The sequence below is a fragment of the Streptococcus agalactiae ATCC 13813 genome, assembly GCF_000186445.1.
GTDB lineage: Bacteria > Bacillota > Bacilli > Lactobacillales > Streptococcaceae > Streptococcus > Streptococcus agalactiae.
The window spans coordinates 1,865,974-1,880,993 of sequence record NZ_GL636070.1; the positions used below are offsets into that span (position 1 = coordinate 1,865,974).

Below are 15,020 nucleotides of genomic sequence, written 5' to 3' on the forward strand. Positions count from 1 at the left end.
AAAGAGTGCTGAGATATCTGTCCTTGTCCCTCCTGCTTCTTGTGCAAGGAATTGTGTTTGAAGATTATGAGCTTCTAGGAGTGCACTATCTGCTAGTTCTATTTCAATTTTACTTTCTGCAAAATTTCCTTCTTTTGCAAGTTTTAAGGCTTGATAGATATGTTGTTTAGCATCCCCAGCATTCAAAATGAGCCCCATAATAATTTGGTCTGCGACTATGATTTCCATAAGCACCTCCGCTTTAATGATTTTTTATAAGTTTAAACTTTCTTACAAAAGGTTCTAATTTTCTTTCGCAAAACAAATGTAACATGTCCCTTAATCATCGTCAATAGACTTTGTGCCCTTTATGACAATAGCGCACTTTTGTGCTTATTCTATAACAATTCACTTGGTAATAGAAACATTATTAAAAGAGCTAGGATTTATTCCTAGCTCTTTTGATACATAGTATCCACAAAGGTGTCTTTATCTAATCTTAAAATATTTAAGGCTGTAGAAAAATCAGTAACTAAATGATTAATATACCCCTTTTTTAAAACGGCTAAGAGTGCCGCAGCCTTATAATTGCCATGAGCAACCGCTATTCTATTAGGAACTTTCTGTAGTTGTTCTAAGGTAATTCCTATCGTCCTTTTAGCTAAATGTTGATTCACAGGATCACCTGAATGATTAAAAAAACGACAAGTAATTTCACCTACAGCTGCTTCTTCATCCAAGCATTGAAAATCATCTTGATTTAAAAGATCAAGCCACTGTTGTTCATTGCTTTTAGGTTTACCACCAACGCCCACAATTGCCACATCAAGTTTTTCCCAATTATCCATTAGCCCCTCAAAATATTTTGAAGTTAATATTCCTTTCGCTAAATTAGCGTTTTCTTGAACTAGAGTTGCATTAATGAAAGTACAACTTCCTTGGAAACGCCTTGACATTTCGTAAACCAGAGTATTAACGTGATAGCGTGCATTAATATGACTTGGACCTCCGGCCAAAGGAACAAAAGAAACTTGAGAAACCGGATGAGGACGCATTGCTTCAACTACTTTACTAAGTGTCCTCCCCCAAGCAATCCCCACCTTGTCATTCTCTTTAATTTTTTTTCGAATCATAGCCGCAGCTACATGTGCTAAATCCTTCTCTATCTCTGAAGTATCGCTATCTTTTCGCGAAGAAACAATCTCAATATCTTTAAGGTGATATTTACTTTTAAAATAGGATTCTAACTGAAAAATTTCTGGATTAAAATCTGAAATTTCGATTCTAACAAGACCTTCTTCTCTCGCTTTGGCTAACATACGACTTATTGTTGTACGATAAATTCCTAATTCATTGGCAATCTCAGATTGGCTTTTCCCTTCCATATAGTAAAGGTAAGCTACTTTAGCTAACAATTTTTGACGCTCTAATTTCATACTCATAACCTTTCAGCATTTGCTTCAGTTTAACAAAAAGGTTACATCTGTGCAATTTGACATGACACTTTATCTATTATCGCCACAAATGTGCAAAATGTAAGAAAAATAGCCTCTTTTATGGTACTTGTAATAAAGATTGAATGGTAATCTCTGCTTCTTGGAACAAGTTAGCAATTTCCGAATTTGGATGTTTATCTGTAATAACTTGTGATACAGTTGACAACGGAAGCTGTTCCACCAATGCAGTCTGATTAAACTTACTAGAATCTGTTAAAATAATGACTTCATCGGCAGCATTCGCCATCTCTTGTGCAACTTCAGAACGCATTAAATCTCTACCCATAAATCCTAGTTTTGGATCAAAACCATCAGTCCCAACAAAAGCTAACGAGACATGAAAAAGTGAAATCATCTTTTTCAAGAGAGGACCTACCGTAACCTGTGAACTTGATTGATACTCACCACCAAGTAAGACAATTTGGCATGAATCATACTCTCGTAAATAGTTAGCAATAAAGCAAGAGTTGGTCAAAATAGTGACATTTCGCTTTGTCTGACAGATATTTTCCGCTAAAAGAGCACAAGTAGAGCCTGATTCTATTAAGATAGTGTCATTGTCAGACACCATATTTGCAGCTAAGGCAGCAATTTCTTTTTTAGTTTTATGGTTAAAAGATAACCTAACATTAAGATCATCCCCACTGTTTAAAACTGCATAACCGTGCTCTCTATGCAAAAGCCCTTTGCCTTCTAGTTTATCTAAATCTTTACGTATCGTTACTTTAGAAACTTGCAACAACTCCGAGAGTGTATTAACGTCTATTTTTTGGTACTGGGATACTAAACTAATAATATTTTCTAATCTATTCATGAAACACCTCCTTTCTATTTTATCATTTTTTATTTATTAAACAAGTTCAATAAATTTTCATTCGTAATTGACTTTGTTACGTATAAAAGGTATACTTAAAATGAAATTGAGGAAAATAATATGACAAATGAAAAAGGTATTGTATTCAACATTCAACATTTTAGTATTCACGATGGTCCAGGTATTCGAACAACCGTTTTCTTAAAGGGTTGTCCTCTTAGATGTCCTTGGTGTGCTAATCCCGAGTCGCAAAAAATGGTTCCAGAAACAATGAGAGATGCCATTACTAATGAAAGCGTCATCGTGGGCGAAGAAAAATCGGTTGATGATATTATTGAAGAGGTTTTAAAAGATATTGATTTTTACGAAGAATCTGGTGGGGGCATAACGCTATCTGGCGGTGAAATATTTGCACAATTTGAATTTGCCAAGGCAATTTTAAAACGTGCTAAATCACTGGGAATCCACACAGCTATTGAAACAACTGCTTATACTAGACATGAACAATTCGTAGATCTTATCCAATACGTTGATTTTATTTACACCGATTTAAAACATTACAATAGCCTCAAACACCAAGAAAAGACGATGGTTAAGAATGCTTCAATCATCAAAAACATTCATTATGCTTTTGCCAACGGTAAAACGATTGTGCTACGTATTCCTGTCATACCTAATTTTAACGATTCATTAGAAGATGCTGAAGAATTTGCTTGTTTATTTGATCGCCTAGATATCCGTCAAGTGCAACTCTTACCTTTCCACCAATTTGGGCAAAACAAATATCGATTACTTAATCGTCAATATGAAATGGAAGAGATCGCTGCACTACACCCAGAGGATCTACTCGATTATCAAGCTATTTTTAGCAAGTATAATATTCACTGCTACTTTTAAATATTTAAAACCTAGACTTGTCATTAATCAAATCTAGGTTTTTTGTTTATTTATTATTCAAGTAGGCTAGACCTTCCTCAACCCAACTAGGTAAATTTTCCTCAAGTGGTTTGAAACCTATCTTAAGACGATTGTTAGAAAATCGATGACGATGCTGAATATGATGTCTTTCTTCTTCAAGGGTCCGAAGCGATAAACTTGCTTTTTGTGTAAATTCATCTACATCTATAACCTGAACATAGACTTCATCACCTACACTAAGAACATCATAAATATTATCAATGTAACCTGTTTTAATTTCAGAAATATGGATAAGTCCAGTCCTACCATCCTCAAGAGAAACAAAGGCTCCATAAGGCCTAATGCCAGTGACTGTTCCCTTTAACTTATCGCCAATCTTCATTTTATTCTTTAACCTCAATCGTTAAAATAACAACATCTTCCAATGGTTTGTCTTGAGAACCAGTCTCTACTGCCGCAATCTCATCAAGTACCTCAAAAGAACTTTGGTTTACTAATTGTCCAAATACACTGTGGCGACGATCTAGATGCGATGTACCACCTTGTCCAGCATACAATTCAGCAATTGGTGTTGGCCAACCACCTCGTTCTAATTCCTTTTTCGCATAAGGAATTTTTGTATTTTGGACGATGAAAAATTGGCTGCCATTCGTATTTGGTCCAGCATTAGCCATTGAAAGAGCTCCGCGAACATTATATAATTCCTCGGAAAATTCGTCTTCAAAACTTTCCCCATAGATAGATTCACCACCCATACCTGTACCAGTTGGATCACCACCCTGAATCATAAAATCTGGAATAATACGATGGAAGATAATACCATCATAATAACCTTGTTTAGCTAAACCAATAAAGTTTGCTACCGTTTTAGGAGCATGATCCGGGAAGAGTTTTACAGTCATATCCCCGTGATTTGTTTTAATGACAGCCACAGGACCTTCTGTATTTTCAATATCTACTTGTGGAAATGTTAATTCTTTTTCTATCAAACCTAGTTCCTCCAGGGCATACAAGATGCCATCTTCTTCTACTTTTTTTGTGATAAAATCTGCTTTTTTTTGAGCTTCTGGGTGTGACACTCCCATCGCCACAGCTAGTCCAGCATAATCAAAGAGTTCTAAATCATTGAGCTCATCTCCAAAAACCAAGATATTCTCTGGCTTTAAGCCCAAATGTTCAACAACTTTAGAAACACCTAAAGCCTTCGATGTTCCTTTTAACACAACATCTGAAGAATGATCATGCCAACGTATCAAGCGAAGATGTTCATCTAACGGTTCAGGTAGATGAAGGCTATCTCCTTTATCTTCAAACGTCCACATCTGATAAATATCATGTTCTTTATTGAAATCTGGATTAACTTCGAGATCAGAATACACAATATCAATCGCATCATTTACCAAATCATCACGATCTGATAAAACTGCCTCATGACGACCAGCTAAACCGTACTTAATACCAACAGTGTCTGCCCATTTCTTATATTGCTCTACATATTCAGCAGGAATAGGACGATGGAAGATGATATTCTTATCCTTGTCCTTAACGTAAGCTCCATTTAATTTTACACAATAATCGGCATTTAAATCTTGAACTTCTTTTGGAACGCCATATCGTGCCCTTCCTGAAGCAATACCTACAACAATTCCTTTATCTTTCAAAGCTTTAAAAACTTTTAAGATTGATGGTGGCATATAACCTGTATCTTTAACACGAAGCGTGTCATCAATATCAAAAAACACTGCCTTTATTTTTTTTGCTTTATATTTAGTTTTTGCGTCCATGACTAACCACTTTCATTAACATAGTGCCTCTATTATATCACTTATTCATCATCTTGTGGTACCAAATGGTGTTGGAAAGCATAGACAACTGCTTGAGTTCGATCTGCCACATTTAGTTTTCCCAAAATATTAGAAACATGAGTTTTAACAGTCTTTAACGAGATAAATAATTCATCAGCAATCCTTTGATTGTCATAACCTTTGGCTAATAAATTAAGAATATCACGTTCCCTTGCTGTTAAGCCCTCATGTAAAGCTGGACATTTATCATGAGCCTTAATTTTCTTATCTACTTCATTTTCAATAGCTTGTTCTCCCCTTGCAACTTTACGAATGGCATTAAGGATCTCTGCTGCGCTTGAGGTCTTTAACATATAGCCTTTGGCACCTGCTTCAATAACAGGGTAAATTTTTTCATTATCCAAGTAAGATGTTAAGACTAAAATAGCAGCTTCTGGCCAATCCTTCAATAATGCTAAGGTTGCTTCTACACCGTCCATTTCAGGCATTACTAAATCCATAACAACAACGTCTGGACGTAACTCCAGTGCTTTTTTTATGCCTTCTAAACCATTTGAGGCTTCACCTATTACTTCAACATCAGCTTGTAAGTTTAAAAAACTTTTTAAACCGAGACGAACCATCTCATGGTCATCAACAAGTACAATTTTTATTTTATCCATTTTTATCCTCATTCTGATTTACTAAAGGTAATCTTATATCCATAGCAACTCCTTTATCAGGCTGACTGAGAAGCTGTAAATTTCCTGCTAAATCTTCTACTCGATCTTCAATATTTTTTAACCCATAACTTAAATCATAGACAGAATCCATATCAAATCCAATACCATTATCAATCATTTTTAACTGCAATTCATTCTCTGTTTGATTGAGATACACTTCGAGACGACTGGCTTGTGAATGCTTTAAAGTATTACTGATAAATTCTTGACCAATTCTAAAAATATTGTCTTCAATCTTTTTGGGTAAGGTTAGAATTGATTCATGATAAACAACTTCAATGTCGCTCTTATCGGTCAATTCTTTCAATATCATTTTGAATCCTTCAGATAGGGTCTTATTTTCTAATTCAACTGGCCTCAAATGAAGTAGCAGAATTCTCAAATCATTTTGTGCATGCTGAAGCATTTCTTCTACTGCTAATAATTGCGAGCCAACCTGATCAACGTCTAGCTGAGAAACATTCTGTGCAATCCCTGACAAAACCATGGAAGCTGCGAACAAATCCTGACTAACTGTGTCGTGTAAATCACGTGCAATACGCTTACGTTCTTGTTTCACAATTTCTTGGCTTTTTAAAATACGACTATTTTCCTTAGATTGTAGACTTGCTGTCATTAAATTCATTTTTTTAGAGAGCCGTTGAATATTGGTCGATATTTCAGTACCATCATCGGTAACATTTATTGATTGGTTATTTAAAATGCGACGTAAATTATGGTTAATTTGACGTTTACTATTATCATCTAATAAAAACCAAGTTAGCAATAAAAGGATAGTTACCGCTAAAGATAGAAAGAAAATAGAGAAAATCAATTGTTCAATCAGCCACAAACGAGACGTTTGATAGAGGTGCACCAAATTAACACCCAGACTATCAATAATGACAAAACAAATGGCAAATATAATGACACTTCCATAGAAGAAAGCTAAAAAGTAGTGGTGCTTTTTCATTTACGACTAACCTCAACTTTCCCAGCGATAGTGTTTACAACTAATTTGACACGTTTCAAAAGGTAATATTCTTCCTCTTGTGACAATTTTATAGATTCATTTCTTAGATCATACTCCTCAAAATCAAAGTACTGTACACTACCGTAAACAGAACTAATATCAGCCTTTACGGCAACGTCTAAAGGAACCAATACTTTAGTATCACCAAAAACTTTTTGAATTATAATAACATTATCCTGCCCAGATACAATAACATTTGTTAAATCAATTGTATCAGTCCCAGAGATTCTTATAATATTAATATCTTCAAAATCATAAAAGTCACTTTCGTGCTGATCAGTACCTAACCATTGATTTCGTGTTGTCTTAACATCTAGTTGATGGTTCTTAAATTGAATCAAAGCATAACGATTTTTTTTCTTAACTTGCGAGAAATGATTGATTAGAACATACAAAACTGCAAAGACAACAGCTGCAATAATGTAAGGGTTAAGCATAAAGATTAAAAATAGTAATAACAAACTTGTCGTTAACAGAAAATTATGACGACTATCGTTGTTATAAAATCTTAAGGCTAAAAGAATCAAAGCGAGAATAAAAATAAAACTTGTCCAGTCATCTGATAAAATTTTCATTAATCCCATAACTAAGACAACGGCTTCAACAAGTAGAAAAAACTGAAATTTTTTCATAATAATCCTTCCATTACTCTATATGACGTATTTTATCAAAAAGCCCTATACTTTGCACCATTATTGAGAGGAAAATTTGGCATATTGGCAGAACCTTTCTAGGCATGGTCTCTACCATAGCAAATTAAAAAGAAGACTTTAACATCTTCTTTTTAATTTTATTGAGTTAATGGATTGTTAGCTGTTCCTGTATTAGTTGTACTATCACTTGGTAGTGTTGAACTACTTGTAGAAGTGCTACTACTATCAGAAGTGCTAGCATCCGTTGATGAGCTTACAGAATCCGAGGTAGTTGTTCCTGTTGAGCTTGAAGCCGAAGAATCTATTGGCGTAGATGATGAGTTATTTGTTGTTTTAGAACCAAGAAGATACAGCTTAACTTTATCTCCTCTCCTTAATCCAACTTCTCCTCCGTAATAAGGATCCTGACTTGCTATCTTACTTGAAGATGGAGGTGTTACTACTGCTTGATAAACGCCATTTTGCATTTGATAGAAGACAAGATTATCTGCATCTAATCCGAGGTCTGTCAAGGTTTCTATTACTTCTCCAACTGTCATACCTGTTACATCAGGCATAATCATTGGATCATTAACAGCAACCGTAAGTGTTAATTTCTTATTACCATCAGGATTAAAAGATGTTCCTTCTGGAAGCGACTGTGCTAAGATTGTACCAGTAGTATAATCATTATTAATTTTACGCTTAACCTTGATTAAAGATTTTTTAACACCTTTGCCTTGAAGATCTTTGAGGATATCTTTGTAATTATGTTCCTTATAATTACCTAGAGTGAAACTCTTGTTTGGAGTGGCAATATAAAGATTAACTTTAGCCCCTTCTCTGCGAGAACGTCCTGCAGCAGGGTCTGTTTTTACGACAAGTCCTTCTGAGACACTATCACTCTCAATATTACGAATAGCTCCTACTTTCAATCCAGAATTTTCCAATGTCATTTTTGCTTGAGCTACTGTTTTGTTGCTAACATCTGGAACACGAATAGTCGTAGGACTTACTAAAATTTTATAAGCAAATACAATTATTCCTACAACACAGAGTGCAAAGAATAATTTCATGATTGTACCAAGAAGTCGATGAGAAGCCTTCTTTTTAGACTTCGTTTTATCGTTACTCGCAGAATCAGGAGTTATTTTTTCTGTTGTTTTGGCCTGTTTTTGATTACGCAACAGTTGTTCTGTCGTTAAAGATGATACTGTAGATGTTACTTTTGGTAGTGTCTTAGTACTCTCAGTATCATTAAAAACAAGTTTTGGTTCACGATGACGTGTCGAGCTTAGAGCAGTTGATAAATCACGTCCCATCTCATAAGTTGTCTTATAGCGATCTGTTAGCTTTTTAGCTGTTGCTTTAATGACAATGTTTTCCAAAGCTTGTGGAACGCTTTTATTTTCTGCAAGGATTGATGGTAGTGGTTTTTGGAAGTGCTGTAGGGCAATAGTAACTGCACTATCCCCATCATAAGGAATATGGCCAGTTAACATTTCAAAAAGCATGATTCCCATGGCATAAATGTCACTCTGAACAGTCGCTTTTGAACCACGCGCCTGCTCTGGCGATAAATAATGAACACTACCTAACATAGAATTCGTTTGCGTTAAACTAGTTTCAGCAAACGCTACCGCAATACCGAAATCTGTAACTTTTACAGTCCCTTTTTTAGTTAATAAAATATTTTGAGGTTTTAAATCACGGTGTACGATACCTTTCTGATGTGCCAGTGACATGGCTGAAAGGACTTCATTCATGATTCGAACAACTTCATTATTTGATAGAGGTGCATTGTCTTGAATATACTTTTTTAAATCGAATCCATCAACATATTCCATTACTAAGAACTGCTGTCCGTCTTCTTCACCTATATCACGAATAGCGACAATATTAGGATGTGTCAGCTCAGCCATTGCTCGTGCTTCTCTCTGGAAGCGAGCAACCGCAATCTGATCTGTTTGATAATTGGTTCGCAATACTTTTATTGCGACCTCTTCATTATCTAAAATTAGATCTCGAGCTAGATAAACATCCGCCATTCCACCTCGTCCGATTGATTTAAGGATCCGATAACGACCAGCAAATAATTTGCCAATCTGAATCATTAAACCGCCTCACTTTCAACGTAAACTAGTGCCACAGTGATATTATCAAGACCTCCTCTATGGTTTGCTAGAGTGATTAAATCTTGATTCTTATCATCTAAGGTTTTTTCTTGTGTTAGTACTGTAGCAATATCGGCATTACTCAACATATTAGTTAGTCCATCACTATTAACTACAAGGTAGTCACCTTCTTCAAGTAGATGAACTCCTAAATCAGGTTCGACTGGATTGGCTTGACCAATTGATTGCGTAATAATATTTTTTTGAGGATGACTAGCAGCTTCTTCTTCTGTTAATTGGCCAGCTTTTACCAATTCATTAACAAGAGAATGATCACTCGTCAATAAATGATACTCTCCTTGACGAACGATACCGATACGTGAATCTCCTACATGTGCGAAAATAATATTATCTCCTACAATGGCAACTGCTTCAATGGTAGTTCCCATACCTTTGTAATCATCTGACTGACCTAATTCATATATTTTGCGATTCTCAGTTTCGATAGAGACAAGCATCCAATCACGAATTTCTGATAACTCAGAATAATCTGTCTCCGCCCAATCACTTCCTAGATCAGTTACAGTCATCTCGCTAGCAATATTTCCTGCACGATGTCCTCCCATACCATCTGCTAAGATGATTAGTGGGACGCCGGCTTTATTTTCAAATTGATTAATAAAATCTTGATTATTGGAACGACGTTGCCCAATATCTGTTAAAAGAGATATTTCCATATATTTTTTTCTGACGATGTCAGTTTCCTCCTAGACACTACAAGATACGTTTGACTTGTCCAATAAAAAAGCCATCTGTATGATATTGTTCAGGACTTATACTAATACAGCCTCTCTTTACAATATCCTCTTGTGTATGACTCAGTTCTACTTGCTCAAAATTGGGGTGGTTTGCTAAGAATTTTTCAATAACTTGAAAATTTTCTTCCTCAAAAATGGTACAAGTGCTATAGGTTATTATACCACCTTTACGTAGCGTTTGACAAACGCTAGATAGGATAGACAATTGAATCTCTTGGAGGGCTTCAAAGTCTTGATTAGCTTTATTGTACTTAATATCTGGTTTACGGCGAATTAGCCCGATACCTGAACAAGGTGCGTCTACTAAAATTTTGTCAAAAGTATCCTCAGGAAAATACTCATGAGCTTTACTTGCATCTAACTTTTTAGTTTTTATCTTATCTGACAGACCTAGGCGTTTTGCATTTTCCATAACCAATTCCAATTTATGATCATACAAATCTAAAGCAGTTACTGCCCCTGTAGTCAAATATGAGGCGATATGACTTGTTTTCCCTCCTGGTGCACTACATGCATCCAATACTTGGTCATTACCTGAGACTTTGAGTGTTGGAGCAACTAATTGACTAGATTCATCTTGGATAGTAATGAGGCCATCTTGGAAAAATGATGTCGATGCAAAATTTCCTGAGTCTGCAACTAAAGCTGTCTCTGCAATATGTGAATCTCTAACATTTAAAGTTTCTTTAATAGTTTGTTTTTGCGATAAGTCAGTCACACGAAGACTGGCTTTATTTCGCTCAAATAAACTCTCCATAATAGCTAAAGCTCTTGTCTCACCATATTGGTCATTTAATTTTTTTACGAGCCACACTGGCATGGAATAAGCAACAGAGTAACGTTTGTTTTGGCGTTTTATTGATGCAATTTCAGGGAGCGTCTCCGAACTTACTCTTCGTAAAACGGCATTAATTAACTTTTCAGCACCCTTTTTATTGCCTCGATTCTTAGCAATAGTGACAGCATCATTAACAATAGCGTGATCTGGGATGTTGTCCAGATAGAGTAGTTGATAAAGGCTCAGTAGCAAGAGATGATATACCCATAATTCAAGCTTATCACGATCAACTATAAAGTGTGATAGATACCATTCTAGCGTTATTTTTCTAGCCACAGTTCCATAGACAATTTCTGTTACTAAGGCACGATCTTTATCTGATAGTCTAGATTTTTTTAAACTCTTATTAAGTGCGATATTAGAATAAGCTCCTTTATCAAAAACTTCTTCTAAAGTCATTAAAGCTAAACCACGCGCACTCTTTTTCCAATCATTCGCCAAATTTATCTCCTATTTCTAAATTACGACCAACACCATTTAAAAAGGCTTTTATATCCATACGAGGTTTCCCTGCTGGTTGAACTGATTTGAGTTCAATAGCTCCGTCACCAGTTGCTACTGTCAATGAGTTCTTTGTCTTAGCGATCACTTGACCCGGTGAGCCCTTTCCTTCTGACATTGTTACTTCATAAAGTTTAAAACGATTTCCTTCCAAAAGGGTATGTGCAACTGGCCATGGATACATCCCTCGAACATGGTTAAAAATGTCGCGCGATGATTTATTCCAATCAATTCTCTCTTCATCTGGACTAATATTAGGAGAAAAACTTACCTCTTCTTCATTTTGTGGTATCGGCTTAATATCACCTGATAGATAACCTGGAAGCGTATCTAATAAAAGGTCACGACCAACAACGGCGAGTCTATCAAACATTGTCCCTACATTGTCTTCATCAGTTATCTCAACGGAAGCTTTTGATACCATATCCCCTGCATCCATCTTTGCAACCATTTCCATGATGGTAACCCCAGCTTCTTTTTCGCCATTAATAATGGCATAATGAATTGGTGCCCCACCACGATATTTTGGCAATAGAGAAGCATGTACATTAATTGCAAAACCTACCGATTCCAAAAGCTTTGTTGGTAAGAATTGACCAAAAGCAGCTGTTACAATACCATCTGCACCTAGGGGCATTAGTTGCTCTAATTCTGGACTTCCAGATAGTTTTTCCGGCTGATACACAGGAATGTTGTTTTCCAAGGCCACTTCTTTTACAGGGGTCATTTTAATTTCTTTTTTACGACCTACAGCACGATCTGGTTGCGTCACAACAGCTAAAACATCATACTTACCATCTGCTAAAATACCTTTTAAAACCGTCGCTGAAAAATCAGGGGTCCCCATGAATAATAATTTTGTCATTGCTTTTTCCTCGTCTTTCTTTTCTCAATTATATCATAGCACTATTCTACATCATATTTTGCGGTTCGTGGTCTATTGCTAAGCGAAGATCTCTATTCTCCTTGTCTTGAGTCATGTCTAATAAGCGATTCAAAACAAGTTCAAGGTTGTCCTCAAATCGATACTTGATAATAATTTGGTAGTGATAAAGGTTATGTGTTCTTGCAATTGGTTTTGGCGTTGGACCTAACAACTTTACTTTATCACTAAAGCCTTGCTTCAATAAACTTAATACTTCATAAGATTTTCGTATTAACCACTCTTCATCTTTATGCGATAATGTTAAACCAACTGTAAAATAATAAGGAGGATAACCAAGTTGTCGACGGATATTCATTTCATATTGATAAAAAGCTTCAAAATCTTGCTTTTGGGCTAATTGAATAGCATAATGATTAGGATTATAAGTTTGAATGACAACCTCTCCTTCTTTTTCAGCACGTCCAGCACGTCCAGCCACTTGAGTTAATAGCTGAAAAGTTCGCTCTGATGATCGAAAATCAGGTAAATTCAGAGAAGTATCTGCATTTAGTACTCCAACTAAAGTAACATTTGGAAAATCCAATCCCTTAGCAATCATCTGTGTTCCCAATAAAATATCAGCTTCATGATTTCCAAAACGCTTCAAAATAGACTCATGACCGCCTTTTTGCCTTGTCGTATCAACATCCATCCGTAAAATCTTTGCGTCTGGGATAACTTTCAAAAGTTCTTCATAAGCTTTTTGGGTTCCAGTACCATAGTAAGAGATACTTTTACTATTGCAATTTGGACATGTTCTTGGAATAGGCTTTTCAAACCCACAATAATGACAATTCATGGTCTTTGTAGCCATATGTAAAGTCAGAGAAATGTCACAATTAGGACATTGATCAACGTAGCCGCAGTCTCGACACATAATAAAACTAGAATAACCTCTACGATTGAGCATAAGAACCACTTGCTCTTTCTTATCTAATCTATCTCGGATTTTATCTAGTAAATATGGTGTGAAATTACTAACTTCTTGTTGACCAATAAAATTTCTAAAATCAATAATTTCAACCTGAGGAATACGTGCTTTAGGATTAGCACGATGTTTTAATTCTAAAAATTTATAAACATCCCGACTAGCTCTAGCTCGGCTTTCGATACTTGGAGTTGCTGATCCCATTAGTAACACAGCTTTATGATATTCTGCACGTAGCAAGGCCACATCGCGCGCATGATACCTTGGGTTAGATTCTTGCTTATAAGTTGATTCATGTTCCTCATCTATAATGATGGCTCCGATATTTTCCAAAGGAGCAAAAATTGCTGAACGAGCTCCAACGACAACTTTAGCTTGACCTGATTTTATCTTTTGCCACTCATCAAATTTTTCACCTTCTGACAAGCCCGAGTGCATAATAGCAACTTGCTTTCCAAAACGAGAAATAAAACGATTCGTCATCTGGGGAGTTAAAGAAATTTCTGGAACGAGAACAATCGCTGTTTTTCCCAACTTTAAAACGTTATCAATGATATGAAGATATACCTCTGTCTTACCAGACCCTGTAATCCCCTCCAACAAGAAGGGTTTATTCTGATCCTTACCAATTCGGTCAACAACTATTTTAACTACTTTAGCTTGTTCCTGATTTAAATCCAAAAAATCCGTTTTTAGGATTCCTTTAAAATAATTATCAGATCTACTAGCTTCTTTTTCAATGACCTCAATGATTCCTTCTTCTCTGAAAAAATTAACCACAGGAGATGAAAATTGTTTGTTTAAAGCTGTGAGGTGCCCTGGTTGAGGATTTTCTAACAGGAATTCTTTCAACTCCAGTCTCTTTTTCGCTCTTGCTGCTATTTGACTCTCTTCTAACAGAGTTCTGTTGATTTTGTAAATCTTTTCTGTTTTTATTGTTTTCTTATCTTTGGCTAAATATTGAACTTCTATGAAACCTTTTTGAATTAATCTGCCTGCTTTTTTAGCGTCTTGAGAAGACAAACTTGAAAAGACAATTTCCGTTTTATGACCAAATAGATCTTCTCTATCTTCTGATGGTAATGTGTCTGTTGCTAACAAGAGTTTATCATATTGCGAATTCAAAAGACTTGGTAACATTGATTTCAAAATAGATATTTTATAAGAAAAGACAGTATGGCGCATCTGATCAGCTAAGTCTAGTTGTTCCTGATTTAAAACAGGTTCAAAATCTAGGACCCCCGCAATATCCTTAGTCTCTAATTCATCATCATCTCTGAAACCGACAACAAAGCCTTGCAAAAGACGATTCCCTCTTCCAAAAGGAACATGAACGCGTACTCCTACTTGTACCAAATCTTCCAAATCTTTAGGAATGGCATACGAAAATGGTTTATCTGTCTGCATCAGAGGAATATCAACAATAATCTGTGCTAATTTTCTTGCCATAAACCCTCCCTAATTCTCTAAAATATGAAAAGAGGCTGATACAGAATGTTTCAACCTCTCACCTTTGAC

14 protein-coding genes are annotated in these 15,020 nt (G+C 35.8%); 1 reads left to right on the forward strand and 13 read right to left on the reverse strand.

Annotation, left to right across the window (positions count from 1 at the left end):
• The 3 genes from HMPREF9171_RS104640 to HMPREF9171_RS104630 all read right to left on the reverse strand — a co-directional run.
• Positions 1–228, reverse strand: a 228-nt coding sequence (locus HMPREF9171_RS104640) for a PTS lactose/cellobiose transporter subunit IIA (RefSeq protein WP_000402897.1), incomplete at its 3' end; no start/stop codon positions are given.
• 203 nt (positions 229–431) lie between these two features.
• Positions 432–1,415, reverse strand: a complete 984-nt coding sequence (locus HMPREF9171_RS104635) for a sugar-binding transcriptional regulator (protein WP_000764456.1) — start codon at positions 1,413–1,415, stop codon at positions 432–434.
• Between the two features lie 118 nt (positions 1,416–1,533).
• Complete coding sequence (locus HMPREF9171_RS104630; protein WP_001080746.1) at positions 1,534–2,289, reverse strand: DeoR/GlpR family DNA-binding transcription regulator; 756 nt, start codon at positions 2,287–2,289, stop codon at positions 1,534–1,536.
• A gap of 120 nt (positions 2,290–2,409) precedes the next feature.
• Here HMPREF9171_RS104630 and HMPREF9171_RS104625 point away from each other — a divergent pair, with 120 nt between their 5' ends.
• Positions 2,410–3,186, forward strand: coding sequence for a glycyl-radical enzyme activating protein (locus HMPREF9171_RS104625; protein ID WP_000180539.1), 777 nt, complete (start codon positions 2,410–2,412; stop codon positions 3,184–3,186).
• A gap of 46 nt (positions 3,187–3,232) precedes the next feature.
• Here the strand turns inward: HMPREF9171_RS104625 and HMPREF9171_RS104620 are convergent, their stop codons facing one another.
• The 10 genes from HMPREF9171_RS104620 to HMPREF9171_RS104575 all read right to left on the reverse strand — a co-directional run bounded on the left by HMPREF9171_RS104620 (position 3,233) and on the right by HMPREF9171_RS104575 (position 14,951).
• Positions 3,233–3,589 carry a S1 RNA-binding domain-containing protein gene (locus HMPREF9171_RS104620; protein ID WP_000689608.1) on the reverse strand — a complete coding sequence of 119 codons (357 nt, stop codon included), beginning with the start codon at positions 3,587–3,589 and terminating at the stop codon, positions 3,233–3,235.
• 1 nt (position 3,590) lies between these two features.
• Positions 3,591–4,991, reverse strand: a complete 1,401-nt coding sequence (locus tag HMPREF9171_RS104615) for a bifunctional Cof-type HAD-IIB family hydrolase/peptidylprolyl isomerase (protein ID WP_000339136.1) — start codon at positions 4,989–4,991, stop codon at positions 3,591–3,593.
• A gap of 41 nt (positions 4,992–5,032) precedes the next feature.
• Complete coding sequence (locus HMPREF9171_RS104610; RefSeq protein WP_000357891.1) at positions 5,033–5,674, reverse strand: response regulator transcription factor; 642 nt, start codon at positions 5,672–5,674, stop codon at positions 5,033–5,035.
• Entirely contained in the window at positions 5,667–6,686 is a 1,020-nt protein-coding gene (locus HMPREF9171_RS104605; protein ID WP_000716167.1) for an envelope stress sensor histidine kinase LiaS, read from the reverse strand. Before HMPREF9171_RS104605 ends, HMPREF9171_RS104610 begins: the two co-directional genes overlap by 8 nt.
• Positions 6,683–7,378, reverse strand: a complete 696-nt coding sequence (gene liaF, locus HMPREF9171_RS104600) for a cell wall-active antibiotics response protein LiaF (protein ID WP_000714457.1) — start codon at positions 7,376–7,378, stop codon at positions 6,683–6,685. The genes HMPREF9171_RS104605 and liaF overlap by 4 nt, the downstream gene beginning before the upstream one ends.
• 158 nt (positions 7,379–7,536) lie before the next feature.
• Positions 7,537–9,492, reverse strand: coding sequence for a Stk1 family PASTA domain-containing Ser/Thr kinase (pknB, locus tag HMPREF9171_RS104595; protein WP_000614565.1), 1,956 nt, complete (start codon positions 9,490–9,492; stop codon positions 7,537–7,539).
• Entirely contained in the window at positions 9,492–10,229 is a 738-nt protein-coding gene (locus HMPREF9171_RS104590; protein ID WP_000406234.1) for a Stp1/IreP family PP2C-type Ser/Thr phosphatase, read from the reverse strand. The genes pknB and HMPREF9171_RS104590 overlap by 1 nt, the downstream gene beginning before the upstream one ends.
• A gap of 37 nt (positions 10,230–10,266) precedes the next feature.
• Complete coding sequence (gene rsmB / locus HMPREF9171_RS104585) at positions 10,267–11,589, reverse strand: 16S rRNA (cytosine(967)-C(5))-methyltransferase RsmB (RefSeq protein WP_001262607.1); 1,323 nt, start codon at positions 11,587–11,589, stop codon at positions 10,267–10,269.
• Positions 11,579–12,514, reverse strand: a complete 936-nt coding sequence (fmt, locus tag HMPREF9171_RS104580; RefSeq protein ID WP_000163890.1) for a methionyl-tRNA formyltransferase — start codon at positions 12,512–12,514, stop codon at positions 11,579–11,581. Before fmt ends, rsmB begins: the two co-directional genes overlap by 11 nt.
• Positions 12,515–12,560: 46 nt before the next feature.
• Positions 12,561–14,951 (reverse strand): primosomal protein N', encoded by a 2,391-nt coding sequence (locus HMPREF9171_RS104575; protein WP_000101517.1) that lies wholly within the window; start codon positions 14,949–14,951, stop codon positions 12,561–12,563.
• Between the last annotated feature and the right edge of the window lie 69 nt (positions 14,952–15,020).

Bases quoted from the DNA above. Each gene is read 5' to 3' on its own strand.
- HMPREF9171_RS104575 (WP_000101517.1), bottom strand. From the start codon at position 14,951: ATGGCAAGAAAATTAGCACAGATTATTGTTGATATTCCTCTGATGCAG.
- HMPREF9171_RS104635 (WP_000764456.1), bottom strand. From the start codon at position 1,415: ATGAAATTAGAGCGTCAAAAATTGTTAGCTAAAGTAGCTTACCTTTAC.
- HMPREF9171_RS104610 (WP_000357891.1), bottom strand. From the start codon at position 5,674: ATGGATAAAATAAAAATTGTACTTGTTGATGACCATGAGATGGTTCGT.
- HMPREF9171_RS104620 (WP_000689608.1), bottom strand. From the start codon at position 3,589: ATGAAGATTGGCGATAAGTTAAAGGGAACAGTCACTGGCATTAGGCCT.
- HMPREF9171_RS104615 (WP_000339136.1), bottom strand. From the start codon at position 4,991: ATGGACGCAAAAACTAAATATAAAGCAAAAAAAATAAAGGCAGTGTTT.
- pknB (WP_000614565.1), bottom strand. From the start codon at position 9,492: ATGATTCAGATTGGCAAATTATTTGCTGGTCGTTATCGGATCCTTAAA.
- HMPREF9171_RS104605 (WP_000716167.1), bottom strand. From the start codon at position 6,686: ATGAAAAAGCACCACTACTTTTTAGCTTTCTTCTATGGAAGTGTCATT.
- fmt (WP_000163890.1), bottom strand. From the start codon at position 12,514: ATGACAAAATTATTATTCATGGGGACCCCTGATTTTTCAGCGACGGTT.
- HMPREF9171_RS104590 (WP_000406234.1), bottom strand. From the start codon at position 10,229: ATGGAAATATCTCTTTTAACAGATATTGGGCAACGTCGTTCCAATAAT.
- liaF (WP_000714457.1), bottom strand. From the start codon at position 7,378: ATGAAAAAATTTCAGTTTTTTCTACTTGTTGAAGCCGTTGTCTTAGTT.
- HMPREF9171_RS104625 (WP_000180539.1), top strand. From the start codon at position 2,410: ATGACAAATGAAAAAGGTATTGTATTCAACATTCAACATTTTAGTATT.
- HMPREF9171_RS104630 (WP_001080746.1), bottom strand. From the start codon at position 2,289: ATGAATAGATTAGAAAATATTATTAGTTTAGTATCCCAGTACCAAAAA.